Origin of the sequence: Luminiphilus sp. nBUS_16 (assembly GCF_051201645.1) — a bacterium.
Lineage (GTDB): Bacteria > Pseudomonadota > Gammaproteobacteria > Pseudomonadales > Halieaceae > Luminiphilus.
Map to the genome: position 1 here is coordinate 1418450 of NZ_CP179205.1, position 24581 is coordinate 1443030.

The window sequence follows — 24581 nt, forward strand, 5'->3', positions numbered from 1 at the left end:
GTTCCTCGAAGGGCGGGATGCCCTAACTACCAAGGTATTAAGGATAGGAAAACATGGACGCTATCGACGAACGCTTCGCGGTATACACAGTAATCATTCTCATCTGCAGTGCAGTGGGTGCTTTGGTGGGTGGTTTTGCTGCTGCATTAACCCTCGCACTCATTGTTTGTGGTGTTGAGTTGGCCTACTGGTTTGGGCGGGTCATTGAAGGCACCGACCACTCTGGCGCCGAAAGTTAAAACGGGAGAACCATCATGGGTATTTTTTCACGTATGTCAGACATCGTTAACTCCAACATCAATGCGCTGTTAGACAGCGCAGAAGATCCAGAGAAGATGATTCGACTGATTATTCAGGAAATGGAGGACACCTTGGTTGAAGTGCGCAGCTCGTCTGCACGAGTACTGGCCGATCGTAAAACTGCTGAGCGGAAACTCTTACGGGTTACGCAAGAGGTCAGCGATTGGGAAGAAAAAGCCAAGTTGGCGATCAGCAAAGGGCGAGAAGATCTCGCCAGAGCAGCGCTGCAAGAAAAGCGTGCGATTGAGGAAGAGCTGGAGGCTAGCGGTGCAGAGCTGCAGTCGGCTGATGAGCATATCGAACAGCTCAACAATGAGGTTAGTCAGCTGCAGCAAAAGCTATCGGATGCTAAAGCTAAGCAAAAGGCAATAGTGATGCGCTCGCAAACGGTGCATTCACGAATGGCCGTGAAGCGACAGATCCACCGCAGTGAGCTAGACGAAGCCTTTAGCAAGTTTGACAAGTTCGAGCGCAGGATGGACAACCTAGAAGGGGAGCTTGATGCCATGGATTTAGGGCGTGAGGGTGGCCTGGCGGCAGAAATCGACGCTTTGCGTGACGACGACGCCCTCAACGAGGAGCTTGAAGCACTCAAACGCTCTATGCAGGGCAGCACCCCTAACAACGCTGAAAGTGCCGATGGCAGTGCTTCTTAAACGTTGGGGATGAAAGCCCGGAGCTGGGTGATTACACTGACGACTTAATGCAATAGGGCAGGGAGCCACCGCATGAATGTTTTTGAATTGATGTTTGTACCGATGGTGCTTTTTATGGTGGTTGTAGCGCCCATCTGGATAACAATGCACTACCGAAGTTTGAACAGATCTAGTCGTAGCCTGAGTGAAGATGATCGACAGTCGCTCGATGAAATGTTGGCGACGGTCGATAAGTTGAGTCAGCGAATAGTGTCACTGGAGTCGATCCTCGATGCGGATCACCCCAATTGGCGCGAATCTGAAAAATCTAGGAGTCAATAATGCGCAGGGATAAGCGAGACAGTTTTGGAAGACGCCGAAAACGTGGTTGGGGTATGGATCTGTATCGCAATGCGTCTGAGGGACTCATTGGTGGCGTCTGTGCGGGATTGGCAGACCACTGGGGCGTGGCAACATGGATGGTCCGCCTCGCAGCGATCGCGTTGCTGTTGTTCACCGGGTCTTTGGCTTTTTGGGGCTACATCGTCGCCTGGATAGTTTTGTCGCCGCGGCCAACGCGCTGGGAGAGTGGTGCCAGTGATGTCGAAGTGGAAATGGAGTACGACGAAGACCGTCATACCTATCGTAAAAAAACGGTATTTCATTACCCTGATTCGCCGACAGATCGCGTTCGTAAGGCGCAACAACGGCTTGATGAGGCGCTGGGACGGGTTCAATCTATGGAGCGTTACGTCACGTCTAGGCGCTATGACTTGAATCGCGAGTTTTCCAAGCTGTAAGGAAAGGAGGCAGTGCGCTCGAGATTCCTCGGGCGCTGATTTTTTGACAGGCGGGTAGCTGAATAGTTGTGAACCTACTGTCGTTCTGAGTGCGTATGTTCCACGTTATTCAAGAGATCTCATCCTCGTTGTATGCAAACCTTCACCGAATTATCTGCCGCAAGTACGGGTGATGCTCGTCCTTTGATCGTATTCGCCCATGCCAATGGGTATCCTCCCGAAAGTTATCGTCAACTCCTGACGCCTTTACTGGCGCATTTTCGGATTCTAACGGTGGAGCATCGTCCCTTGTGGGCAGAGGGGGCTGCACCGCGCTCGCTGGACTGGGAGGTATACGCCTCAGATTTGTTGGCAACACTCGAACGCGAAGTCCATGAGCCGGTGTTTCTTTTGGGGCACTCCATGGGAGCAACCCTTGGCATGCTCACAGCATCGCGTGCGCCACACCTGTTCCGCGGAATTGTGGCTTTGGACCCCGTGCTCTTGCCATTTAAATATTGGGTTGTAGGGCAGCTCCTGCGTGTTGTGGGTAAGGAATTGCCCATGATAAAAAGTGCGCTTAGGCGCCCGCACAACTTCGCCAGTTTTCAGGCGGCCCAAGAGTTTTACCGGGGCAAGCGGCCCTTCCGTCGAATCTCGGATGAAGTGCTCGCTGACTACGTACATGCCGGACATGCAGAGCGAATAAGCGGGGACGTGGAATTGCGTTGGTCGGGTGCTTGGGAGGCTTGCGTTTATCGCTCGGCGCCCATGATGTACCGCCGCTTGCGTCGCTTGAATTTGCCGGCTTTGGCCATCGTAGGTCGCGATAGTGACGTTTTTGGCGCGGACAGCTTGGATATCTGGAACCAAATGAAAGATAGCCGTGGAGTTCATGAGGTCGACGGAGGGCACTTGGTTCCTCTGGAAAACCCACAGGTGTGTGCTGATTATGTGGCAGAGTTCATTCGACAAGAATGCGGCAATCTCTGACAGCATCTCATCAGTATTGGGCGCTTAAAGTTTTGTGCACAGCCAGCAGACCTGCCTATACTGGTTGGACGCTATAATGTAGCCGTTGTGAGATGAGGAATACTCATGAGTAAAATATTGATTGTTGCTGGCCTCGAAGACAAGTGTGCGGCAACCTCCAGAGGCTTGCAGCTCGCCGAGCTTATGGATTTGCAGGTTGAGGTAGTGGCTTTCGCATATGCCAACCTCAAGCGCTTAAAGCTTGATAAAAGCGGCATAGCTGACGTCAAACAGCGGCTGCTCAATCAGCGACGTCAGGCAGTCGATGCGCAGCTCGAGCGGCTTGTCGGGCCTGAGCACCGAGCAAAGGTTAGCGTCATCTGGTCCGAAAATGTTCATCCTTGGATTATTAAGCGAGCTGCGGGGGACTACGCTGCCGTGATTAAGGGGCGTCACCCTTCTGAATCGATGGGCTACACCTCTACCGACTGGCATTTGCTGCGTGAGTGTAAGGCGCCTGTTTTACTGGTCAGCCGACAGAAGTGGAAAAAGGGTAGCGCCATTATGGCGACGGTAGATCTTGAAGCCACGGCCAAAGCCAAGCAGTCTTTAAACGCAGACGTTATTACGACGGCTCGTCATTATGCGGAGATGTTGCAAGTCGATTTGTCGGTATTGTGTGTCATCGACGTGCCGACTTTACTAGTGGACTTTGATCTGATTGACGCTCGAACCTACGCGAACGAACGAATGAAAGAGTTGCAGCCCGCCTTGGCGGCGCTGGCAAAAAAAACCGGTTTGCCAGTATCCAAGTTCAAGCTCAAGCGCGGGCCCGTAGCAAAGACAATCGTGTCCGAAGCCGCCGAGTCAAAGGCGCAGCTGGTCGTAATGGGTACGGTGGGTCGTCGCGGTGTGCGAGCGCAGCTACTGGGTAATACCGCTGAAGAAGCGCTGCAGCTCTTGAAAACCGATACCTTAACGCTGAAGCCTTGAATCGGTGCTGCCGGGCACTAATGATCGCATTTGTTGAGTTGTGCCTATGACTTCCTAATCAAGGGTGGCGCCAATACCTTATGAGTCAGACACCCATTGAAGATCTCTTGGCTGACCTTGGTGAGCCAGATACCTACCCCAGAGAGTTGAGCTGGCTCAGTTTTAACGCCCGTGTTTTGCAGGAAGCCCAAGATAAAGACGTGCCCTTAATTCAGCGAGTGCGCTACCTCGGGATTTTCTCCAATAATCTAGACGAATTTTTCAGAGTGCGGGTTGCGGAGGTCCGGCGCTTAATTTCTATGTCTAATGGTAAAAGCCGACAGCGCGCTGAAAAGTTACTGGCGGCGATTCAATACCGTGTGCTGACATTGCAGCAAGAATTTGAAGCTATTTATGTAAAGTTGCTGAGAGAACTCACCCGGAAGGGCGTCTATCTCATCAATGAAACTCAATTGCAGGAAGGCCAGCTGGCGTTTGTGGAAGCGTTCTTCCACAGCAAAGTAAAGCCAGAACTTGAACCCATCTTACTGAGAGATGATCAGCCTATCCCACATCTGACTGATGAGTCGCTTTATCTGGCCGTCGATATTGAGACGACGTCAGGGCCCCAATATGCACTGCTTGAGGTTCCTACTAAGAAATTGGGACGTTTTATTGAGGTTCCTGGCCGTAAGCACGGCAAGGGCAGCAAGGGTAGGGTGTTCATTGTGCTCGATAACATTATTAGAGCGTGCTTACCTCAGGTGTTTCGTGGTGTCTTTGAGATTGAATCTGTCTCTGCCTACTGTTTTAAGTTTTCCAGGGACGCTGAGCTTGAGATTGACTCCAGTATTAATGAGAGCTTGATAGCGAAAATGGCGTCGGGCCTTAAACAACGTCGCAGGGCAGACGCCGTGCGCTTTGTATTTGATGAAAAGATGCCAAGGCGGATGCTGGATTACCTGCGAAAGCGGTTTGGCTTTGGCAAATATGACAGCATGATCCCGGGGGCTCGATACCATAATTCAAAAGATTTTATGGGGTTTCCTAACCCGGGTTCTAAATATCTCGAGTTTAAACCGCGTCCCACGATACCGATTGCGCGATTAGAGGGTGATGGCAGTATTTTTGCGGCGATCCGAGAGCAGGATGTGTTTCTGTATTATCCCTACCACGCTTTTGATTACATCATTGACGTACTGAAGACCGCAGCACTGGACCCCGATGTCATTAAGATTCGAATTTGTTTGTATCGTGTTGCCGAAAATTCGCGGGTTGTAGATGCCCTGATCAATGCTAACGATAACGGCAAAGCAGTTCAGGTTGTCGTAGAGCTGGCCGCGCGGTTCGATGAGCAGGCCAATATTGCTTGGGCACAGCGCCTGACCGATACGGGCATTGAGGTTATTTTTGGGATTCCCGGTTTAAAGGTCCACAGCAAACTATTTTTGATTGAGCGCCGAGAGTCACAAAAAGTGCGCTATTACAGTCATATTGGAACCGGTAACTTCAATGAAAAATCTGCGCGTCTGTATACCGATTTTTCACTCCTAACCTTCGATCAAACCATTGGGCGTGATGTAGCGAAGGTTTTCGATTTTCTTAAATTTAACTACCGACGCCCCGATTATGAACAGCTGCTGGTGTCTCCACATAGCTCCCGTTCCGGTCTCATGGCCATGATCGACAGGGAAATTCAGCACGCGAAAGGGGGTTATCGCGCGGCGATGATTCTGAAGTGCAACAATCTGGTTGACCAGCAATTGTCTAATAAGCTCTACGAGGCAAGTCAGGCCGGTGTTGAAATTCGATTAATCATCCGAGGGATGTGCTCGCTGTTGCCAGGTGTCGAGGGCCTGTCAGAAAATATTGAAGCGATCAGTATCGTGGATCGGTATCTTGAGCATGCCAGAGTGTATGTATTTCATAACCGAGGCCATCCTGCTTATTATTTTGGTTCCGCCGATTTAATGACCCGTAATATCGACTTTAGAGTAGAGGTTTTGTGCCCCCTGCTTGATGTTAATGCGCAAAAAATGCTCCAAGATATCCTTGATCAACAATGGCATGACAATGTTAAAGCCCGAAGGCTCAATACCCATCAAGACAACGTATTGCTGTCCTCAGCAAAGCATATGGCTAACCTTCAATCTCAGGAAACAATCTACCGGTACTTGTCCACGGGTAAGCTTCCTCGCTATCCGAAGTCAAAAATGAGGCAACCATCAATGCGCCGCAGGAGAGGTTAGGTTTATGGCTTTTGGTAGTTTATTAGCGTTGGTCGACGATATCGCTGCTGTACTTGATGATGTCGCTCTGATGTCGAAGATAGCCGCAAAAAAAACCGCGGGTGTTCTCGGTGATGATTTGGCGGTAAACGCTGAGCGCGTACTGGGTGTCAGACCCGACCGTGAGTTGCCGGTTGTCTGGGCCGTCGCAAAAGGCTCCTTTATCAACAAGCTTATTTTGGTTCCGGCGGCGTTGGTGATCTCTGCATTTGCGCCGGCGCTCATCACACCACTGCTGGTGTGTGGCGGCCTGTATTTATGTTTCGAGGGCGCGGAGAAATTGCTTCATGGTGTTTCAGCACACTCGGAGGAAGAGGCCGCAGAGGTGATGCAACACCTGGCCGATCCTGACTGCGATCTGGCGCAGTTGGAGCGCGATAAAATTCGGGGTGCTGTGCGCACAGACTTTATTTTATCGGCTGAAATTATCGTGCTGACCTTGGGGGTGGTAGAGGGCCAGGAGCAGCTCACGCAGCTTATAGTCCTAGCGGGTATTGCAACGTTAATGACTATTGGGGTCTATGGCTTGGTGGCGTGTATCGTCAAGATTGATGACTTAGGGCTTTTGCTAACCCAGCGAGAGGGGCCAAGTTATTGGCATCGAGCTTTGCGCCGAGTGGGAGGGGCATTGCTGTGGTTTGCACCACGACTTATGAAAGGGCTTTCTGTGGTGGGTACCGTTGCCATGTTCTTAGTAGGGGGCGGAATTCTATTGCATGCGATGCCAGCGGTTGCCCATAGTGTCGAGCAGTTTTCGGCTCAGTTAGGTGGAGCGGCGATTGTGCTGCCGACATTGTGTGGCGGGGTATTGGGGCTCTGTGCAGGTTTTCTGACGGTTAAGGTGTTTGAGGGTTTTGCTGCGCTGCGCGGCTGATGTTTCGTTGTCCCGCGCTGACCGCTTCCAATCTGCTGGAGGCAAAAGCCGCTGATTTGAGGGCGAGGTTGAAACTTTTGGACACGCCGTAGCAATAAAAGCAGAGCAGAGGCGCATTCATGCAGCGGCTTGCACTACCTCAGGACCCATAGAAGCAAATTTCCATATTGAGACCTTTGCCGTCTTTTTCTGGTGTTGCAGGTAGCGTTTGAAATTTCCCGCACAGGACCATAAGGGCTAAGCAACAGGCGTCTAATATGTCGTCCGCGGCGACATCCTTGCGGCGCGTTGCGGCTAAAATATTCTCAGTCAGTGTCGTAACACGGTCATCAAGTTGACGCAGCAACGCCAAACGCTCTTGAAATCCTTCCGCTGTTTTCTTTTTATGACACAGCGAGGCGCCATTTATCGCGTTAAACGCAACTTCGGGGTGGGCCTCGCGTAAAAGCACGCTGGAGCTGGAGGTTTTCCGGAGCCAACCGTCAACTTCACGAATCTTTGGCAGCAAGTAATAAGATTGTTTGCTGAGTCCGCTGCCGCTTTGTTGGCGATTGAGTGCATTAGCCTCAGGGTAATCCTTGCCTTTGAGAGCGAGCCGAGTTGGTGTTGGAAACACAGAGCTTGAGAACTTACGCCCCAGCATCTGGCGAGCTGCCCGGTCACACAATCTAGGGCCTTTATCAGACAGTCCGATGGGCATATCGATAAAGGCATGTGTTGCGGCTGGTACCGTGAGTAGATCGCTGAGTGTGGTGCTGAAACGCCAGCCCAGCTCGCTCGGGCTGTACCAAACGCCAATCCAGCCCCCTCGGCAACCATCAATGCCCAAAACTCTCATTCATCACCCCAAAAAAACGGCCCACCGAAGTGAGCCGTTAATTAGTTACCGCTGATGATGATGCCGGAGTTTAACGGAAGTCGCCACCGCGGACGTTATAAAAGGGCTTCGTGGAGCCGTCCTGCTCAACCGACATGTATTTGGTGCGCTCGGGATTTTGTATAACCACTTCAATATCTTGGAAGAGCGGTCGACGAACGAACGCTAGAGTCCACCCGAACTGGCTTTTTGCAGTGAGCGTTACCGATTGCTCAAAGCTCAGTAAACTCTCGAGTTGGTCTGGAACGGCAGGCTGCCTTCCGCGACGTTCGGAGGTTGCGCTGTGTGTGGAAAGCGCTGCTGGTGAGTTCATGTAAAACGCTAACTCTGGATTCCAATGACCCTGCAATTTAACGAATCGTCGCTGCTGCACAAAGTTAAACCGCTGGTTAGTGTGAGGATCGTCACAAAACTCTGTAAAAAGCGCACTTTCACTATCCTGTCGGAGGGGCGCTACTGCGCTAGAACAACCAGGCTGCCACAGCAGTTCGATTAGCAATAACCACTTGTTGGGCCTTGGGGTCGGCTAAGGGGTCCCCTGTGTGAACATTCAGCAGCTGCAACAAGTAATTTGCCAACCGGGCTCGGACATGAACGTTTAAGTAGCCATCAGTCATTCCAAAATCTGTCGCGACCACATCTTGTTGGGCGTCTGAGAGACGAGGGTCGGGCTTGAGTACTAGCTCGATCATTTTATGCCAGTCGTGATCATCATCACTGTGTTGAGTTGCTTCGCCCAGCAGTTCTGGGATTCCTCTAAATCGGCTTAGGACAAAGTCACGAAACCCTTGATTTTGTTCGCACCAACCCCTGACGTGCCAGCGTAGCCCCGTCCAAACAAGGGTATGGGGGGCAATGATGCGGCCTTCTCGGCTGGGGTTATTGAGTGATACATAGTCGACTTCCAAGCGCTGCTGTTCACGAGCTGCTTGTAGCAGAGGGCGCAGCAGTTCCGGAGATACGGGACGAATTGGAGGCTCTAAAACTTCAGTATTTGCATGGGGTAGGGCAACAGAGGAAAACGTGCGGTGCAGTTCACTGCGATTGGCGAGCAGTTGGAGATACTCTTCTGCGAGACCCTGGGTAACGGTGGGCTTGAAGTGGGCGTTGGGTTCATAGCCTTTGAGAAACTTGTCGTAGCGAAGGTTGTCGGGTGCCACGCTTCGGTTGTAGGTATTGATGTCCTTGCTGGCTTGCTGCCGCCCAATGCCAAAGGTTTCCACGAGGTGACGAGTGGTTAGCCGACCCTCCCACAGGGCAATACATTCAATGAACCGATACCGTAGTAAAAGATCCCATCGATAGGGGAGGGCCTGTTCCATGCTTACAAGGTATCTAAAATCATACGGATGTCATCGATGCCGGTGCGGGGATTAACAATACAAAATCTCAGCACTGTTTCGCCTTCGTGCTTGGTTGGGGTGACGAACCCAAGCCCATCCTGAAGCAGCTTGTCGCTCCATGCGCTGTAATCTTCAGGCATCCACCCGGGGCGCCTAAAGACACAGATAGAGAGCTGTGACGGAACAACCATTTCGAGGTTAGGGTGCTCGTCAATAAGCGTGGCGGTTGCTTTAGTCACATCAAGACTCCGCTCTACGGCATCTGTGTAAGCGCTGGTCCCGTGCGTTGCCAAGCTGAACCACAGCGGTAGCCCTCTCGCACGCCGAGATAAATGGTGGGCATAGTCAGAAGGATTCCATTCCCCGTCGTATAAAACCTCAAGGTAATCGCCTTTCTGCCGATGGGCACGGCGAGCAGTTGCAGGGTCTCGGTAAATCAGGGCGCAGCAATCGAAGGGAGCAAATAGCCATTTGTGTGGGTCAACGATAAAAGTGTCGGCCCGCTCTATGCCGTTATATTGCGCGCGAACCGAGGGCGCTGCCAAACCAGCGCCACCATAGGCGCCGTCCACATGCATCCATAGTGACTCTGCCTCGCAAACGTCGGCGATAGACGTCATGTCATCAATAATGCCTAGGTTAGTGGTTCCCGCGGTGCAAGCGACAGCAAAAAGTCGGCCACGATCCTCAGTGCTCAAGCTGTTAATAGTCTCCGCTACGTCTTTACCGGTGAGTTGGTGACCACCGGTTTCAACGAGGTCCGCATCCATGACGTGTGCCGCCTGGGCGATAGAGGCATGAGCACCTTTAGAGGACACAATAAGGCCGCGCATGGCACGTTTGCTGGCGTCTTTACGTCGCCATTCATGACGTGCAGCGGTCAGCGCTGAAAGATTCCCTGCAGTCCCGCCACTGACGAACACGCCACCGGCCTCTGCAGGAAAGCCAGCGAGATCTGAAATCCAGCGCAAGGCCTGATTCTCAGCATAAACCGCCCCAGATCCTTCCAGCCATGTCCCGCCAAAGATGCTGGAGGCGCCAACAACCAGGTCGAATAAGGTGGCCGCTTCAGTGGGGGCCGCGGGTACAAAGGCAAGTAGCCTCGGGTGGTCCACTGACAAACACGCAGGCGCTAATACATCGGTAAACACCCGCAGGGCTTCTAAACCGCCTAAACCCTCTTCAGTGACCGTTTGCCCAGCCATTGCTTGCAGCTCAGATTCGGGCCTAGCCATGTCTAGGGTTGGTGGATCCATTCGCACTCTGTCGACGGCGTAGCGGACGATGGCCTGGGTGAGAACTTCCATGTCCTTATTGATTTCGTGCACAGTAATCTCCTATAAAATGGAGCCTATAAATAGCCCTGCTGATGGCACTTATTATCTGCCCCTTAATCGGATCCAGCTACTACCCCTTACGGGTATTTGTGCCCGTGCCAGCGGCAAGCCCAGCATGCCGATGGCCGCACAAATAAACATAATGCTTGTGACCGAGGCTAGTGTTCCGTCGTAAAAATGACCGGCGATTACGCCCACCAGCGCCGCAACAGAGGACTGTGTGAAGCCAAAAACTGCGGAGGCGGAGCCCGCATGGTCGGGAAACAAGGACAGGGCCCCCATTGATGCGTTTGCGGAGGTGAAGCCAACGCCCAAAAACATGATAAAGGAACACCCCGCGAGCAAAATAATGGGCGTGTCGGAAAAGTTCGCGCCCAACGACTGCCCCAACGCTCCCAAGAGTGACAGCGTGGTGCCCAGAGCTAAGGTCCGATTAATACCCAGACGAACAACAACACGTGCGCACAACAGGGCACCAACCATAAAGCCTGCCACGGTGACAGCAAACGCATAGCCAAAGTATTGAGTGGGCAGGTTAAACACATCCCCCATGAAAAATGAAACTGTCGACAGGTAGGCAACAATGGCTGAAAAAGCCGCGGTCCCGCAAATTTGATAGCCTAGAAAGCGTCGATTTTTTACGCAGGTTGAGAAATGTTGTAGCACGGGGACGATTCCAATTTTCCCCTGCCGGATGTGCGGTGCCGATTCCTCGAAACTGCGCAGTCCTAGCAGTACAAGCGCGGCGAAAAGGGCTAGGGATACGTAAGTAGCCCGCCAATTCACCAAGATAAGTAGCCACGCGCCCAATGTTGGAGCCATCAAGGGCACCACGGCCATGGCCCCCGACAGGATAGCCATCATTTGAGCCGCCCTTGGGCCTTCGTATCGGTCTCTGACAATGGCCCTGGCGATGACTGGACCACTCGCAGCGGATAGCCCCTGAGCCAAGCGAGCTAGCCACATGAATTCCATGGATGAGGCCAATGCGCAGGCAAGCGAAGTGATCAAAAAAAGAACGGTACCTATCCTGACCACGGGCAAACGGCCGAAATAGTCAGATAGGGGGCCAAAGATAAGTTGTCCAACCGCGATGCCCAACATAAACGTGGATAGGGTGAGCTGTCCATCGGAGCTGGTGGCCCCGAACTCGGCGACTATCGCTGGAATCGCAGGTAGATACAGGTCTGTCGCGATGGCCGCGTAGGCGACCAGAGCGACCAATGTCGCGAAGGTGATTCGGTCCTTCAAATGATTATCAGTTGATTGTGGGTTCGGAAAGCTGGCAAATGGGGCATGACTCTGGAATGAAGAACTGCCCGTTCTCGGCATCCATAATGTCTAAACCTATCGCTTGATGATTTTGGAAGAGCGCGAACCGCATGACGTAAGTGGATTCGCTGCTACTCATTTGCACCATTTGAAACAGTTCAATGTCGGTTCGATTGTCGTTGGCTGTCCGAACCGCTACCTGCTCCATGTACTTCTGCGCCGCGGCGGGCTCCATTGGCACTAAAGGTTCTAAGAGAGCCTTCTCCAGCATTTTTGCCAGTAGATCTTTGTTTTCATCAGTAAACAGTGTGGCGCTTGCCACGTTATTCAAATCTGACACGCTCAACCCCCTCATTCAACTCGGTCAGTGCATCTGCAATTTATTGTTTTTATGAGTGCGCAGCGGGCGGCGAGTGTACCACCCTAAAGCCTGCGGGTCGCGGATGAATTAAACGAAAGGTTTAGCGCCAGTTAATGGTGTCGAAGTCGGTTTTGCTATGACGCTCCAGCAGCTGCTTATCTTCTCCCCCCCAGGCTTTATTCACGAGCCTCCCGCGCTTTGTTGCAGGGCGCTCGCTGATTAAATTGGCCCAACGTTGAACGTGAACGTAACTCTCAACGTCAAGAAACTGGCCGGCCTCATAAAGCAGCCCCTTCGCAAGGGCGCCGTACCATGGCCAAGTGGCAATATCAGCGATGGTATACTCTTCACCGGCTAGATAGGTATGCTCTGCAAGTCGCTGATTTAAAAGATCAAGATGTCTTTTTATCTCCATGCTGAACCGGTTGATCGGGTACTCCATTTTGTAGGGTGCATAGGCATAAAAATGTCCGAATCCGCCCCCTAGATAGGGAGCTGAACCTTGTAGCCAGAACAGCCAGCTGAGAACTTCGGCCCGGGAGTCACTGTCCTTCGGCATGTAATGCCCAAACTTATCCGCGAGGTGCAGCAAGATCGCTCCTGATTCAAACACTCTCACGGGTTTGTCCCCACTGCGATCAAGAAGGGCGGGTATTTTTGAATTTGGATTGACGCCGACAAATCCGGATGTAAATTGCGCGCCTTCTTGAATGTTGATGAGCCATGCATCGTACTCAGCGTCTGCTACACCCAACTCGAGCAACTCCTCGAGCATGATGGTGATCTTGACGCCATTGGGCGTCCCGAGGGAATAAAGCTGTTGAGGATGCTCTCCCACAGGCAAGTCCTTCTCAGACTGTGCGCCGGCTGTGGGGCGATTGATTTTAGCGAAACGGCCGCCAGATTCGTCATCCCATGTCCATACTGCGGGGGGTACGTATTCAGTTTCATTGGTCACAGCAGAGCTCCTTTTGGGCGCCTTGGAAATCATAGTTTGTGGGCAGCATACTGCGCACATTGTGTTGTATTTGCCACTCTGATTTTCTCGCAAACCTTAACCTAGCCATTTACGGCCAAGTTGGTAATGCCCCAGCCATCGGACTTGTTGCAGAAGACCAAGCTCACTGGTGCTGGGTGAGCAAAAATATCAGTACCTCGGGCAGTGTCTGCTCCCAGACCTGCCAATCATGGGCACCGTCTACGATACGAAGCTCCGCTGCATCAGGCTGCAGGTCGCGCAACTTCGTAAACAGGGCGGTGGCATGGTGGGCAATATTAAATTCATCATGGTCGCCGCTATTAATATAAAAAGGAACGGTAATGTTTTTGGCGATGTAATCGTCCCACAGGGCGGGGTAATTACTCCGTTGCCAAAGCTGCTCATCAAAGCGCTCGTCGGCGTCTAAAAACGCAGGATGTCTATGGGCCGATGAGTTCTTAGGCGGCAGCGGGACATAAGTGGCTGGACTTAGAGCCGCCGCAGCGCCAAATAGCTCGGGGTGCTTCAGTGCAAATCGCGTTGCGCCGTAGCCCCCAGCCGATAGACCTGCAACGAAACGTCCCGCCCTAGTTCGAGCTGTTGGGTAGCTGGCCTCGATATAAGGGATTAAATCTTCGAAAAATGCGTTTTCAGCGGACTCGTTGTGGCCATTGAGCCACCAGCTTTGAGACCCCGGCATGACAATAAGTGCAGGTGGAATTTTACCTGAGGCCATTAGTCGGTCGGCGGTGGATTTGAGGTTGCCATTGGCTAGCCAATCATTTTCTGAGCCAAAGGAGCCGTGCAATAAATAAATGACGGGGTATGGTGATTCCTGTGTCGGATCTTGGTCGGGAATGTATACCGTCAAGGGGTAGGGCGCCTGCAGCGCTTGAGAATCAATGGTGGTGTGCACCACCGTCCCTGCCCGGGACAATGGGCTGCTTAGCGCTAGGCCAAAACCTCCGAGAAGCAGCAGATATAAAGACAGTTGTTTGAGGGCGTAGGTCATCGTCGTCATCAAGTAGTGAAGGTATGAAAGCATAACGGCTTTTCAAGGGGCCAAACGTAAAAGGCCTCGAGTCTTGCGCATCTAGGGTGACGTAAGTGCGTCGCTTGAAGGCGCTTGGAGCGAGGCCTTATCGACATGTTGCGGCGTGTCGATGCATTAAAGTTGACAGGATAATTATTCAACCGTAGCGCGATGGACCGCGATACTTGCTGGAGGTGCAGAGTGGCTGATTTGATCGCTGGTAAGCGCTTTTAAAGCCAATTCCCGATCATCAGCGCTAAAGGCGCCAGTGGTCACACAAAACTCCACCATATTGCCGTTGGGGTCTTTCGTGTAGATGGAGTGGCACCAGTTATGGTCCACCTCCAGCACATTCAAACCAGCGCGCTGCCACGCTTCTTTGCGTTGATTAAGGCTGTCCAAATCTGGGGCATTAAAGGCGATGTGGTTGATCTGGTCGGGAACACCAGCGGCCCTTGACAGTGATGTCTCTAGGTTTTCACAGCCCGGCACCTCATGCAGCTCCCAAAAAGCAATAAAAGAAGAGTCGTCACCGGCCATTCGATAAAAAAAATGTTTTGCCCAGCCACCATCGGGCACAGGGCCGACTTCTACCTTTACCAATTCAAATCCCAAAACCGTTTCGTAGAAGTCATGGATTGCAGCCATGTCTGCCGCTGCCATGGCGAGGTGATGGTAAGCCACTAGTGCGTCTCCTTATCGATCATGGCCATAACGTCGCGGTTCGCCGCTTCCGTGGGCGCATTGATTTCAGTGATGCGTTCGTCCACGTCATCATATTCTAGGCGCAGTGCCCGAGCGATGGTGGCGTGCATGTCGTAAAGTGTTGTTATGTACGTGAGCTCCAATATTGCTTCGTCAGATAATGCTTTTTTGAGCTCGGTAAAGAGGCCATCGGGAACGCGGCCGCCTTCTAAGACTAGGGCATCGGTGTAGGCAAGGACCGACCGCTCAAGATCCGAGTAAACAGCACTGCTTGACCAATGGGGAAGTGCAGCAATTTTATCCTCCGACAGGTCCACAGAGCGGCAAGATTTACTGTGCTGAGAGAACACAAATTGTGACCCTCTGGCATAGCCTGCCCGTGTTTGTGCCAACTCTCTCAGCTGCGGATCAATTTTGCGCTGGGGATCACGATAGAATTGAAAGCCCTGCAGGGCATGCTTCAAACATTGGGGTACCAGAGCAAAAACCGTCCACCAGTTGCCGGGGGTTCCCGTAGCAGTGCCGGGTGTTGCCACGGGATCGCGGTCGCCGAAAATTAAATCATACATTTGGCGGGCAATGGGGTCTGCATCGGGTCGCGCGACTTGTCGGAGTCTGGGCATGATCAATCCCTCGGTTCTTATTGTGTGAGGCGTGAGGGTTACTCTGACCTCAAAGTTAGGCACTCGCAACTGCAATTGGATTGTTCGTTAGCCTCGCCTGCGCTGTCGCGAAGATTCGCCGTAGGAGGAGGGGAAAGAAAACTCCACGCTCAACCCAACTAAAATATAACTTGCTACGATGGGGTTGTCCCTTCAAATCGGCTCAGAGCTGTTTTCCGCCGAGAATTCGCCATTGTGCCTCCCTTCGAGCTTGACCTGAATTCTATGCATCCCTATGATCGCAGGCCTCCGCCCGTAGCTCAGCTGGATAGAGCACCAGGCTTCGAACCTGGGTGTCGGGAGTTCGAATCTCTCCGGGCGGGCCATTTCCTTTACTTCACATGCTTGATCGATTGTTTCGTCCTAGATTGGTGCAACTAGGCTTCCGCCCACCTCAAAAGCTCGCCAATCTTCCAGGGCTCTCGCATTAGCCCCTTTTGAGCTTCTCGCGATGTCCTATGTGTTGAACCATGTCTGGGTATACAGCGATTTGAATTCTTCACTGTGTACTTTAGGGTTGCCGACAGGCGTTCACGCGACGTACTTCTTCGTTGCTACTCAGGTGGTAAAAAGCTCCCGCGAGCCGTAGCCATAATTCGAGAATTTCATCAAAAGTGCAGGCACATACGCTTCTGGTTTGGCACCCCATGCTTAGCCTGATAATGTAGATCGCTGCTTAGTGCTTACGGAGGCCTTGGCCATGGATTCGATTCAAGGCTCTCTAACGCATGGTAGTGGCTGAGCTTTCCTCACAGTTGTAAGAGGGCGCAGAGTCGCTTCTAAGCCCCGTGATCGGGCAAGACCGAGGCCTTTACAAGGGGTACTCGCGATTGCTGATTCGGATGCTCGGGAAGCCAACAATATATAGGAGATAACATATGGATCTTGGAATCATCTTAACCTTGGCATTTTTTGCCTTTGCGATTTTAGTGGCGGCTAAGTCTGTTGCCATTGTGCCTCAGTCAGATGAATACGTGGTGGAACGTTTTGGTAAGTATCGTGAAACTCTATCTGCAGGAATCAACCTGCTGATTCCCTTTCTAGACCGCATTGAGCACAAGGTTGTGGTCTTAGAACGTCAGCTTGATGCCTTCGACATATCGGTTATTACCCGGGACAACGTTGAAATTGTTTTGGAAACCACGGTTTTCTTTCGGGTCATTGATGCTGCAAAGTCGGTCTATCGAATTCGGGACGTGCCACTGGCACTAAGAACGACCGCTGAATCTATTATTCGTAGCGCTGCGGGCAAATTAGAGCTCGATGATATTCAGAGTAGCCGCCAGCAGATGAATGACGAGATTCTCAAAAATCTGCGCGATGCATCAGAAGTTTGGGGCCTCGAGATTACCCGTTCAGAGATCACAGACGTGAGGGTTGATGAAGCAACCAAACAGGCTCAGCGTCAGCAGCTTAATGCAGAGCGGGAGCGTCGTGCGACGGTGGCCAAGGCAGAGGGTGAACGCTCTAGGGTAGAACTCGAAGCCGATGCCGAGCTTTATGAGGCGACCAAAAAAGCCGAGGCCATAAAGCTGACCGCCGACGCCGATGCCTATGCGGTGATCAAAAAAGCCGAAGCCGATGCCCAGCAAACAAAATTGATTGCCGAGGCGATAGCAAACAATGGACAGCCCGCGGTTGATTTCGAAATTTTAAAGCGTCAAGTCGATGCGATCGCGCAAATGGCATCTTCTGAAAATACCAAGACCATTGTGCTCCCCTCTGATGTTACCAAGACGCTGGGCGGATTAGCGGGCCTCCAAGACGTATTACGACGCCCGGATGGAGCCTGAGATGAATTTACTACTTAGCTATGAAGTTTGGTTTATTGCAGCACTTTTACTGGTTGCGCTGGACGTGGTGCTTGGGCTGGATTTTATTCTCTTATCCTTCGGCATTGGTGCGGCGGTTACGGGAAGCTCGTTGCTGCTAAAAGATGCCTTGCCGGTGCCTTTTACCGGCAGCTGGGAGGCTTTGCTGACGTTCTTCGCCGTTTTTAGCTTGTTGATTCTAGTGCCACTGCGCCGATGGACCAAAAAACCCGCGGCGGGGCAGGACGATACTGATATCAATAAATACTAGCAGTTACTTCTGGCGTCATTTGCTGGACGGCTGTGGCAAAACCTGAGGCCAAGCGCTTTGAAAATGCAGTGCCCAGGCCGCAGGGTGGCGAAATGCCAGTTTGGCGATTGAGTCGGTTGTTTCTTTATTAGGCTGGTTTTCGAATTCTTAACCCATGTGCTCGGCGGTGTCGTTGGTAAAGTGAGGCCGAGTGGTGGAGCAGCTTAGCGGAGCACGCTAAGTTCCAGCTAAGCCGAGGCAGATTTGGCGGGGGCCACTGGGGCAGTGGCCTCTAATGCGCCCTTGCATTCCTTCGCGGTCCAAAAGCTGAGCACGACAAAGCTAAGGAAGAAATAAAACCCCATCCCCAACTTAGACGCAGAAGCGGCCTGCACAAACTGTGCCTCGGTGAATAGCGTATTCATGGCGTCGGTATGACTTGCAATGAGCTGATCCATGCCGATAAAAGCCATGATAAGCGCGACGACAAAAACATCCGCCATCGACCATTTTCCAGAGTCGGTGGCTAACCATTTGAGTGCAGGGTGAGCAGAGCTACTCTTTGTTCGAAGTAGCAATACTATGGCAGCCAAACATTTGCTCACCGGGATGAGGACGCAAAATAACGTCATACCGGCGGCTAAAATAAAGAGCGAAGGCTGTCCGGTTTCGACAAGCAAGGCAACGAGGTCGCCCACACTTTTGTTCTGATACATCAGCAGTTGTTGATCAAAATATAGGCGTGCCCCGCCAATACTCATTTCGAATGGCTCGATGAACGCCTTTAACTTCATCATTGGCACCAAAATGCCGGGCACCAGTAAAGCCAGAATTGAAATGTTGAGTAAGCAAAGAGTCATCGCGCGTGGTGATACGGACCCTTGGTTCATCGAGGGGGCGAAACGATTTATAGCGATTAAAGATAGCAGCGCGAGTGCAAGGCACAGTCCTAGAAGCTTAGCTTGCTCTTGGTGTTGTTGCTGTGAGGCGTTTAGCTTTGCCACGCACTGAGCTGTCGTTGCACACTGTAGTAGACGATGGATGGATCGTGTTTGATCAATGGCTGCGGCATTTAAGTCTACGGACAGACTCTTGAGATATTGGCTCAGTGCTGATTCGAGGTCGGCCGCTAGTTCGCCTTGCTCGAGGTCCTCGACGAAGGCTTCTGCAATAGCCGGTACTGAGCTTTCAAGGGCGTCAAAATCTACCAGAACATCCAGAATAAATGCCTGCCCCATTGCCTGCAGCGAGTTGTTGATGGTTTTGGCGCTTGCCTGTTTTTCCCTGAGGGTGTCGCGGTACTCGACGATGGCGTTGTACAGCAGTTTTTCTGTTGCATCGATGAGCAACGCTTTGGAGCTCTGCTGCTCAAACAGGCGGTCAATTTCTTGCTTTCCAAGCTTTCCAAGCACTTCACCCCAGACCGCTGGGGAGGTGATGGTTCGCTCGCTGAGGGTAAGGGCCGATATCTGGTCCTCTACATTGCGCGCGGCATTGAGTTGTTGTGTAACAGCGACTGCCGCCCACCAAATAACTGCGGTTGCAATGACGCCCAACGTTATGAGGAATGATTTCATGGGTGGAGTAATACCTTCTGTTTCGACTACTGCTTTCAAGCCAATGCAAACTGTACTACGTCAAGGTACTGAATAACCTCAGAACCTATCGTCGCTTCCTAAGAAGGAAAAATAACCCAAAGGCCATACAGCCCAACACATAGGGTAGAGAACCCACCGGAAACCCTTGTGGGGTCAGGCCTTGAGTTGCCGCTAAGTAATCGGGCAAGGCGTATAGCCAGAGGCCGGAAAACGCGCTGAGGAAGAGCGCAAAATAGCCTCGAGAATAGTGCCAAAGCCCCTCGACAGAGAAAGCGGTAAGATGCAGAAATTGACGCAACGTGAGCCCTAGAGCCGCTCCTATAATGGCCGCCGAGGCTAGCATCTCCAAGCGGGGCGTTAGGTCAATGCCCAGTAAACTGAACCAGGTGTTGAGTGTGAGCAGCACGAAAATTATGGGTGTTAGCAGCCCGGCCAGCAGTGTTCCCAGAGCGAAGCCCCGAACACGACAATTCCCCTTAGGGACTAAAATTTGGGTAGCAAGGGTCAGCGCAATAGGCCCTACAAAGGCAAAACTGACCATGCTGGAGACCGGCACCGAGGCGAGGGAAGAGGTGAAGTTGGGATAATTCCATGTCCACCAGCCATACTGGGGTCCAAAGTGATCAAAAATCTCATAGAACACATGGTGGACTACGCCTACGCCTAGTGCGCCAAAAAGTGTCCCCCCGCGTTGGTCAAAGAGCCCAGCCTGCCTGACAAGGACGAAGGATGCGTACATAATGGCCGGGTAAAGCGCGAGGATATACAGGGGCGCTCGCCCAAAGAAGAACTGCACCGAAAACTCGTTATGAATGAAAAACAGGGCGTTGTCCGGTGCGCCCAGCTTCTCAGGAAAATATACGGGTATTTCCAGCGCCAGCATAAAAATGACTGAAGCCAGCCAGAATCCCAAATAAATGGACTCGCCTGCCTTAAAGCGCGTCATGCTGTGACGCAGGCCCCAAAGTGCACCTAGGATGAGCAGCACCTCAATGACATTCATAGTCCAGTGGGACAGCGTCAAAGGGCTTTTTATAAAGGCCCAACTCTCAATGTTCTCGGGATGAAAGCCGCCAAGGCGCTCGACCAGTTGGGTGAAGGTGAGTGCTGTTTCAGTCACTGAGCACCGGGTGCTGCGGGTTGCCGACGATTTGAGATACATCGGCCCCTGCCTGCCAATGACCTAGCCACTCGTCGTAGTAGTCGGGTAAAGGCTGGTTCACACTGTCATGCCAAGGGAACTGTGAGGCCAGCACCCCGACGGCTGACCTAAGTTGCGCCCAGAGCGGTATACGCGCAAAGGGGTTATCTGAATAGGCGTTTTCTGGAACGTCTTTAACCAGCGATTCGAATTCACCTTTGATCATGTCAAACAGATCACGGGTATGCTTTTGAAACGCTCCGGTTTTTCGAATGCGAAACCAATGGCTGCCGACAACATGGTTGTAAACATCGTAGGCGGAGCTTCTGTGCTCGATTTCTTCGCAAAAATGCCAGACGAATAGCGATGCCACTTGGGCATCGCCCTGTGCAAACAATGCGGCTCGGTGATCCAGTATCATTTTGAAAAACGGGGTGAAAATTGCCTCTAGGCCGCCCGCATAGGCCAAGTGATATTCCAACGGGTGGGTGTTGTAGACCTCGTCATAGCTAGCGAGGACTTTGTCGAGCACGCCCTGCAACGCGGGATACTGGCCTATGAGTGCTTTGGCATGGCGCATGTGTTTTTGGGCATGGATGGCTTCCTGCTTGCGAAAAGCAATGGCTTCTTCCATGACGGCTGGGTCGGTGATGTGCGCCTCGGCATCGCGCATTACCCGGCACATGTATTTTTCAAAGCCGACGACAAAGAACGTGATTTGGTTCATCAGCACAGAAAACGAGGGGTTGTCAGGGTTCCAAATAAATTTGGCCTGATCCACATCGAAGTTAATATGCCTGACGACTAAATCACTCACGGTGTCGCGTTGCTCCCTGTTGCCGATGCCTCAAACCATAGCGGTTTTGGGCCTCTGGAACCACTGCCGTGGCAATGGCCCCTAAGGTCGCAAAGGTTTAAGTCTAGTTGTCCGCCATGAAGTCGAGGGTCAAAGCGGTCAGTGCTCTGACGCCAACGGGAAGCGCTCGCTCATCGGCGTAAAAGCGGGGCGAGTGGTTGGGATACACCAAACTTGGATCCTCGGGAGCAACCCCAAGAAAGAGGAAGAGCCCGGGCGCCTCGTTCGCGAAATAGGAGAAATCCTCAGCTGTGGTCGTTTGCTGCGCTTCAATAAACTGACTGCCTGCTACCCCCCGCAGCGTTGGCGCCATTTTTTGATAAAGCTCGGGGTCGTTGCGGGTTACGCCGTAGCCAAGATCGATATCAACCTGGGCCGTAGCGCCTGCCGCCTCGGCAATGTGAGTGGCTGTTCTGCGAATGCGTTCATGAATGTCCAGACGCGTCTCGGCATCGAAGGTGCGAATGGTGCCAATAAGATCAACCGATTCAGGAATAATGTTGCTGCGAACCCCGCCGTCGATTTTACCCACCGTTACAATCGAGGGCGTGAGTGTGGCGTCTAACTGACGCGAAACAATGGTTTGTAGCCCAAGAACGATTTGACTGGCTGTGACGATAGGATCAACTCCCGCCCAGGGCACCGCGCCGTGGGTCTGCTTGCCCGTGACCGTAATTTTATAGCTGTCAGAGGATGCCATGAGGCCGCCGGGGCGGGTTGCAATAACACCTGCAGGGTAGGGGAACACATGCAGTCCAAAGACTGCATCTGGTAGCACATCATCGAAGGCGCCCTCCTGAAGCATAAGCTCGGCGCCACCTACAGTGCCGTCGGGCGTGCCTTCCTCGGCAGGCTGGAACAAAAAGAGGACTGTGCCGGGTAATTCATCGCCCATGCCGGCGAGCACTTCGGCTACCCCCATTAATATAGCGACGTGGTTGTCATGACCACAGGCATGCATGACGCCAACATCTTGGCCTAGGTATTCGCCCCGTGCTTTTGAGGCAAAAGGAAGGTCTACCAACTCGGTGACAGGTAGGCCGTCCATGTCGGCACGCAGCGCAACAACGGGACCCTCACCACCTTTGAGTATGCCGATTACGCCGGTGTGGGCAACCTCGGTTCGCACTTCCATGCCGAGCTCGCGCAAATGCTCTGCAATAATGCCGGCGGTCCGAAACTCCCGATTGCCCAATTCAGGATGCTCATGTAAATCCCGACGCCAAGAGACAACCTCGGGCATGACGGCCTCAACACGGCGCTCAACAGACTCGGCCAAATCAGCTGCGGCGACGGGTGTAAGCAATACTGCAAAGGAAATTGTGGCGATGCGTGCAAATAAGCTCATGGTGTTGTGCCTCTAATTTCGCACGAACAATACTGTTCGTTGGACGCGTTTTATATGACTGTTGCTCAAGCAGCGTCCGCGCATAGTCACCGCACGCTGTTTAATGGCTGTCACAACCTTGCCAGCATCACTGCTACTCGGCAAGGCAGCAGAAAATCTTAGATTAACCGAGCCTTAGCCATTGCAAGCTGCAATGCCGGGTCGCTTACCACCCGAATATGCTGGCAGCATGACCGAAGTAACACATACCAATGAAGGCGATGGTTGCACTGACTAAGGGAATCCAAAACATCCCCACAGGGGCATCGGGCCGTCGGGCCATACCTAAATCGCCGAGAAGACTAATCAGCCACATTGCCGCGCAACCCCAAAATCCGATGATCAGCCAACTCATAAAACGTCCTTTTATTCTCAGGTTTGGCCCGGTTCACACTGCGGACTATTTTGTTCTTAAATCCGACCTCTTGGATGTCGTTTTTAGAACTGGTGTCGCTGCCAATTATGCGGTATTTCTACACCCAGAATACGATCGGGTGCAAGCATAGCCCGGCAGGCTTTTGGTGTTAGTTTGGGGAATTCCATCATGGCGAGACGATCAGGCGGTAGACAGGCACGACACGCGCAACGCAGTGCGCCACTGGCTGAAGAATTAAAGCCGGTCAGACCAGGGGAGCGGGGAGGGCAGTATCGGCCCTTTGCCGACGCAGACCTTGATGCGGTAGTCGCCAATATTTATCGAATTCTTGAAGAGGTCGGTTTTAAAGACGCCACCCCTCATTGTATCGCTGCTTGTCAGGCTGTGGGTGCCGTGTTGGGAGAGGATGGTCGGCTGCGCATGCCTCGGGCTGTTGTTGATGACGCCCTGAGCAAAGCGCGGCGTAACATGACCTTGTTTGCCCAAGACCCAGCCTTTGATTTAGATCTTTCAGGTACTCGGGTGCATTTCTCTACCGCTGGCGCGGCAGTGATGGTGGCCGACTCTGTGCGCAATGAATATCGTGAATCGACCTCGCGAGATTTGTATGATCTAGCCCGCATTGTCGACAACTGCGAGAACATCCATATGTTCCAGCGCATGTGTGTATTGCGAGATATTGAAGACCCTTACGAGATGGATCTCAATACCACCTATTGTTCAGTAGCGGGCACGCGCAAGCATGTGGGTGCGAGCTGGGGGCATTACACGCATCTCGAGAAAACCTTAGAAATGCTGCATGTCATTGCGGGTAGCGAAGCGAAGTGGCGTGAGCGACCCTTTGTTAGTCAGTCGAACTGTTTTGTTGTGCCGCCTATGAAGTTTGCCAGCGACGCGCTTGAGTGTTTGCGCGTCGCCGTTGAGGGGGGCATGCCTGTGCTGTTGCTGTCGGCCGGACAGGCGGGGGCTACAACACCGGCCTGTCTTGCGGGGGCAGTGAGTCAAGCTTGGGCCGAATGTTTGGGTGGTCTGGTCTACGTTAACGCGATTAAACCCGGTGCCCCGGCCATTATCGGGACCTGGCCTTTTGTCTCCGATCTGCGCACGGGGTCTATGAGTGGCGGGTCTCCAGAGCAAGGTTTAATTTCCAGCGCCTGCGCGCAGCTGGGTGCGCATTTTGATTTGCCTTTTGGGACTGCCTGCGGCATGACCGATGCCAACATGCCGGACTTTCAAGCGGGCGCCGAGCGTGCCCATACGCTAATGCCGCCCGCCCTTGCGGGTGCCAATATTATTTATGAGTCGGCCGGTATGTATTCGAGTTTACTGGGCGTGTGCCCGGAAAGTTTGCTGCTTGATAATGATGTTTTAGGGGCCACGTTGAGGGCAGTGCGGGGCGTCGAGGTCAATACCAACACGCTGGGCTTTGACGACCTTGCGGAAGTTTGCCTCGGTGAAAAGGGGCATTATTTGGGATCCGATCACACCCTCGCCGTAATGCAAAGCGAGTACATTTATCCCGAGGTGGGTAATCGTTTTAGCCCCACGCTATGGGAGCAAGCTGAAAAGCCCCTCGCGATCGATAGCGCCGTCCGCAGGCGCGATGACATTTTGGCGACGCATATTCCCAGTCATATCAGCGCCGCAGTTGATGCCGAAATCCGGGCTAAGTTTCCGATTCGACTGCACCTTGAAGACCTGCTGCAGACGGGCTAGCTCGGGCGCCACGGTAAGCCCTTTTCGAGCTCGCTTGGGCTGGGTCTCAGGCGCCGT

26 protein-coding genes and 1 tRNA gene are annotated in these 24581 nt (G+C 52.6%); 12 read left to right on the forward strand and 15 right to left on the reverse strand.

Going from position 1 to position 24581, the window contains the following annotated elements:
- Positions 1–53 precede the first annotated feature (53 nt).
- The 8 genes from ACMAY6_RS06275 (at position 54) to ACMAY6_RS06310 (ending at position 6820) form a co-directional block, all read left to right on the forward strand.
- The gene (locus ACMAY6_RS06275; protein WP_435215402.1) at positions 54–239 is read left to right on the forward strand and encodes a hypothetical protein; all 186 of its coding nucleotides are present in this window, start codon (positions 54–56) and stop codon (positions 237–239) included.
- Between the two features lie 15 nt (positions 240–254).
- A complete protein-coding gene (pspA, locus tag ACMAY6_RS06280) occupies positions 255–956 on the forward strand; it encodes a phage shock protein PspA (protein WP_435215404.1) in 702 nt (233 codons plus the stop codon).
- A gap of 72 nt (positions 957–1028) precedes the next feature.
- On the forward strand, positions 1029–1277 hold the full coding sequence (gene pspB / locus ACMAY6_RS06285; protein ID WP_435215405.1) for an envelope stress response membrane protein PspB: 249 nt from the start codon (positions 1029–1031) through the stop codon (positions 1275–1277).
- The gene (locus tag ACMAY6_RS06290) at positions 1277–1735 is read left to right on the forward strand and encodes a PspC domain-containing protein (protein WP_435215407.1); all 459 of its coding nucleotides are present in this window, start codon (positions 1277–1279) and stop codon (positions 1733–1735) included. Before pspB ends, ACMAY6_RS06290 begins: the two co-directional genes overlap by 1 nt.
- A 132-nt stretch (positions 1736–1867) precedes the next feature.
- On the forward strand, positions 1868–2707 hold the full coding sequence (locus ACMAY6_RS06295; RefSeq protein ID WP_435215409.1) for an alpha/beta fold hydrolase: 840 nt from the start codon (positions 1868–1870) through the stop codon (positions 2705–2707).
- Between the two features lie 105 nt (positions 2708–2812).
- Positions 2813–3679, forward strand: a complete 867-nt coding sequence (locus ACMAY6_RS06300; protein ID WP_435215411.1) for a universal stress protein — start codon at positions 2813–2815, stop codon at positions 3677–3679.
- Between the two features lie 80 nt (positions 3680–3759).
- On the forward strand, positions 3760–5907 hold the full coding sequence (gene ppk1 / locus ACMAY6_RS06305) for a polyphosphate kinase 1 (RefSeq protein ID WP_435215413.1): 2148 nt from the start codon (positions 3760–3762) through the stop codon (positions 5905–5907).
- Between the two features lie 4 nt (positions 5908–5911).
- Positions 5912–6820, forward strand: coding sequence for a DUF808 domain-containing protein (locus tag ACMAY6_RS06310; RefSeq protein WP_435215414.1), 909 nt, complete (start codon positions 5912–5914; stop codon positions 6818–6820).
- Positions 6821–6959: 139 nt separating this feature from the next.
- Here ACMAY6_RS06310 and ACMAY6_RS06315 read toward each other — a convergent pair whose 3' ends face one another.
- The 10 genes from ACMAY6_RS06315 to ACMAY6_RS06360 form a co-directional block, all read right to left on the reverse strand.
- Positions 6960–7658 carry a DUF429 domain-containing protein gene (locus ACMAY6_RS06315; RefSeq protein ID WP_435215416.1) on the reverse strand — a complete coding sequence of 233 codons (699 nt, stop codon included), beginning with the start codon at positions 7656–7658 and terminating at the stop codon, positions 6960–6962.
- A gap of 70 nt (positions 7659–7728) precedes the next feature.
- On the reverse strand, positions 7729–8070 hold the full coding sequence (locus tag ACMAY6_RS06320; RefSeq protein WP_435215418.1) for a hypothetical protein: 342 nt from the start codon (positions 8068–8070) through the stop codon (positions 7729–7731).
- Between the two features lie 88 nt (positions 8071–8158).
- Complete coding sequence (locus ACMAY6_RS06325) at positions 8159–9019, reverse strand: WYL domain-containing protein (protein WP_435215420.1); 861 nt, start codon at positions 9017–9019, stop codon at positions 8159–8161.
- A gap of 2 nt (positions 9020–9021) precedes the next feature.
- Positions 9022–10368, reverse strand: coding sequence for a pyridoxal phosphate-dependent decarboxylase family protein (locus ACMAY6_RS06330; RefSeq protein WP_435215422.1), 1347 nt, complete (start codon positions 10366–10368; stop codon positions 9022–9024).
- 51 nt (positions 10369–10419) lie between these two features.
- The gene (locus ACMAY6_RS06335; RefSeq protein ID WP_435215424.1) at positions 10420–11628 is read right to left on the reverse strand and encodes a multidrug effflux MFS transporter; all 1209 of its coding nucleotides are present in this window, start codon (positions 11626–11628) and stop codon (positions 10420–10422) included.
- 7 nt (positions 11629–11635) lie between these two features.
- Positions 11636–11989: a hypothetical protein gene (locus ACMAY6_RS06340; protein ID WP_435215426.1), complete on the reverse strand. Its 354-nt coding sequence runs from the start codon at positions 11987–11989 to the stop codon at positions 11636–11638.
- Positions 11990–12110: 121 nt separating this feature from the next.
- Positions 12111–12968, reverse strand: coding sequence for a glutathione-dependent disulfide-bond oxidoreductase (gene yghU, locus ACMAY6_RS06345; RefSeq protein WP_435215428.1), 858 nt, complete (start codon positions 12966–12968; stop codon positions 12111–12113).
- 163 nt (positions 12969–13131) lie between these two features.
- On the reverse strand, positions 13132–14034 hold the full coding sequence (locus tag ACMAY6_RS06350) for an alpha/beta hydrolase (RefSeq protein WP_435215430.1): 903 nt from the start codon (positions 14032–14034) through the stop codon (positions 13132–13134).
- A gap of 141 nt (positions 14035–14175) precedes the next feature.
- The gene (locus tag ACMAY6_RS06355; protein ID WP_435215432.1) at positions 14176–14706 is read right to left on the reverse strand and encodes a VOC family protein; all 531 of its coding nucleotides are present in this window, start codon (positions 14704–14706) and stop codon (positions 14176–14178) included.
- The gene (locus ACMAY6_RS06360; protein WP_435215434.1) at positions 14706–15350 is read right to left on the reverse strand and encodes a carboxymuconolactone decarboxylase family protein; all 645 of its coding nucleotides are present in this window, start codon (positions 15348–15350) and stop codon (positions 14706–14708) included. The genes ACMAY6_RS06355 and ACMAY6_RS06360 overlap by 1 nt, the downstream gene beginning before the upstream one ends.
- A gap of 288 nt (positions 15351–15638) precedes the next feature.
- On the opposite strand from ACMAY6_RS06360, the gene ACMAY6_RS06365 reads away from it, so the two are divergent.
- The 3 genes from ACMAY6_RS06365 to ACMAY6_RS06375 all read left to right on the forward strand — a co-directional run bounded on the left by ACMAY6_RS06365 (position 15639) and on the right by ACMAY6_RS06375 (position 17471).
- Positions 15639–15715 (forward strand) — tRNA-Arg (locus ACMAY6_RS06365).
- Between the two features lie 552 nt (positions 15716–16267).
- Positions 16268–17182 (forward strand): SPFH domain-containing protein, encoded by a 915-nt coding sequence (locus tag ACMAY6_RS06370; protein WP_435215436.1) that lies wholly within the window; start codon positions 16268–16270, stop codon positions 17180–17182.
- Between the two features lies 1 nt (position 17183).
- Positions 17184–17471, forward strand: a complete 288-nt coding sequence (locus tag ACMAY6_RS06375; protein ID WP_435215438.1) for an NfeD family protein — start codon at positions 17184–17186, stop codon at positions 17469–17471.
- Between the two features lie 227 nt (positions 17472–17698).
- Here the strand turns inward: ACMAY6_RS06375 and ACMAY6_RS06380 are convergent, their stop codons facing one another.
- The 5 genes from ACMAY6_RS06380 to ACMAY6_RS06400 all read right to left on the reverse strand — a co-directional run bounded on the left by ACMAY6_RS06380 (position 17699) and on the right by ACMAY6_RS06400 (position 22787).
- Positions 17699–19027: a paraquat-inducible protein A gene (locus tag ACMAY6_RS06380; protein WP_435215440.1), complete on the reverse strand. Its 1329-nt coding sequence runs from the start codon at positions 19025–19027 to the stop codon at positions 17699–17701.
- A gap of 85 nt (positions 19028–19112) precedes the next feature.
- The gene (locus ACMAY6_RS06385; protein ID WP_435215442.1) at positions 19113–20210 is read right to left on the reverse strand and encodes a DUF7802 domain-containing protein; all 1098 of its coding nucleotides are present in this window, start codon (positions 20208–20210) and stop codon (positions 19113–19115) included.
- The gene (locus ACMAY6_RS06390; protein WP_435215444.1) at positions 20161–21006 is read right to left on the reverse strand and encodes a metal-dependent hydrolase; all 846 of its coding nucleotides are present in this window, start codon (positions 21004–21006) and stop codon (positions 20161–20163) included. The genes ACMAY6_RS06385 and ACMAY6_RS06390 overlap by 50 nt, the downstream gene beginning before the upstream one ends.
- Before the next feature lie 103 nt (positions 21007–21109).
- Positions 21110–22393, reverse strand: coding sequence for an amidohydrolase (locus ACMAY6_RS06395; protein ID WP_435215446.1), 1284 nt, complete (start codon positions 22391–22393; stop codon positions 21110–21112).
- A 205-nt stretch (positions 22394–22598) separates the two neighbouring features.
- Positions 22599–22787 carry a hypothetical protein gene (locus ACMAY6_RS06400; RefSeq protein WP_435215448.1) on the reverse strand — a complete coding sequence of 63 codons (189 nt, stop codon included), beginning with the start codon at positions 22785–22787 and terminating at the stop codon, positions 22599–22601.
- Between the two features lie 189 nt (positions 22788–22976).
- On the opposite strand from ACMAY6_RS06400, the gene ACMAY6_RS06405 reads away from it, so the two are divergent.
- Positions 22977–24524: a trimethylamine methyltransferase family protein gene (locus tag ACMAY6_RS06405; RefSeq protein WP_435215450.1), complete on the forward strand. Its 1548-nt coding sequence runs from the start codon at positions 22977–22979 to the stop codon at positions 24522–24524.
- Positions 24525–24581: the final 57 nt, after the last annotated feature.

Excerpts from the sequence above, each read along its gene's own strand:
- ACMAY6_RS06275 (WP_435215402.1), top strand. The coding sequence starts at position 54 with ATGGACGCTATCGACGAACGCTTCGCGGTATACACAGTAATCATTCTC.
- pspA (WP_435215404.1), top strand. The coding sequence starts at position 255 with ATGGGTATTTTTTCACGTATGTCAGACATCGTTAACTCCAACATCAAT.
- pspB (WP_435215405.1), top strand. The coding sequence starts at position 1,029 with ATGAATGTTTTTGAATTGATGTTTGTACCGATGGTGCTTTTTATGGTG.
- ACMAY6_RS06290 (WP_435215407.1), top strand. The coding sequence starts at position 1,277 with ATGCGCAGGGATAAGCGAGACAGTTTTGGAAGACGCCGAAAACGTGGT.
- ACMAY6_RS06295 (WP_435215409.1), top strand. The coding sequence starts at position 1,868 with ATGCAAACCTTCACCGAATTATCTGCCGCAAGTACGGGTGATGCTCGT.
- ACMAY6_RS06300 (WP_435215411.1), top strand. The coding sequence starts at position 2,813 with ATGAGTAAAATATTGATTGTTGCTGGCCTCGAAGACAAGTGTGCGGCA.
- ppk1 (WP_435215413.1), top strand. The coding sequence starts at position 3,760 with ATGAGTCAGACACCCATTGAAGATCTCTTGGCTGACCTTGGTGAGCCA.
- ACMAY6_RS06310 (WP_435215414.1), top strand. The coding sequence starts at position 5,912 with ATGGCTTTTGGTAGTTTATTAGCGTTGGTCGACGATATCGCTGCTGTA.
- ACMAY6_RS06315 (WP_435215416.1), bottom strand. The coding sequence starts at position 7,658 with ATGAGAGTTTTGGGCATTGATGGTTGCCGAGGGGGCTGGATTGGCGTT.
- ACMAY6_RS06325 (WP_435215420.1), bottom strand. The coding sequence starts at position 9,019 with ATGGAACAGGCCCTCCCCTATCGATGGGATCTTTTACTACGGTATCGG.
- ACMAY6_RS06350 (WP_435215430.1), bottom strand. The coding sequence starts at position 14,034 with ATGCTTTCATACCTTCACTACTTGATGACGACGATGACCTACGCCCTC.
- ACMAY6_RS06360 (WP_435215434.1), bottom strand. The coding sequence starts at position 15,350 with ATGCCCAGACTCCGACAAGTCGCGCGACCCGATGCAGACCCCATTGCC.
- ACMAY6_RS06370 (WP_435215436.1), top strand. The coding sequence starts at position 16,268 with ATGGATCTTGGAATCATCTTAACCTTGGCATTTTTTGCCTTTGCGATT.
- ACMAY6_RS06375 (WP_435215438.1), top strand. The coding sequence starts at position 17,184 with ATGAATTTACTACTTAGCTATGAAGTTTGGTTTATTGCAGCACTTTTA.
- ACMAY6_RS06380 (WP_435215440.1), bottom strand. The coding sequence starts at position 19,027 with ATGAAATCATTCCTCATAACGTTGGGCGTCATTGCAACCGCAGTTATT.
- ACMAY6_RS06385 (WP_435215442.1), bottom strand. The coding sequence starts at position 20,210 with ATGTATCTCAAATCGTCGGCAACCCGCAGCACCCGGTGCTCAGTGACT.
- ACMAY6_RS06395 (WP_435215446.1), bottom strand. The coding sequence starts at position 22,393 with ATGAGCTTATTTGCACGCATCGCCACAATTTCCTTTGCAGTATTGCTT.
- ACMAY6_RS06400 (WP_435215448.1), bottom strand. The coding sequence starts at position 22,787 with ATGAGTTGGCTGATCATCGGATTTTGGGGTTGCGCGGCAATGTGGCTG.
- ACMAY6_RS06405 (WP_435215450.1), top strand. The coding sequence starts at position 22,977 with ATGGCGAGACGATCAGGCGGTAGACAGGCACGACACGCGCAACGCAGT.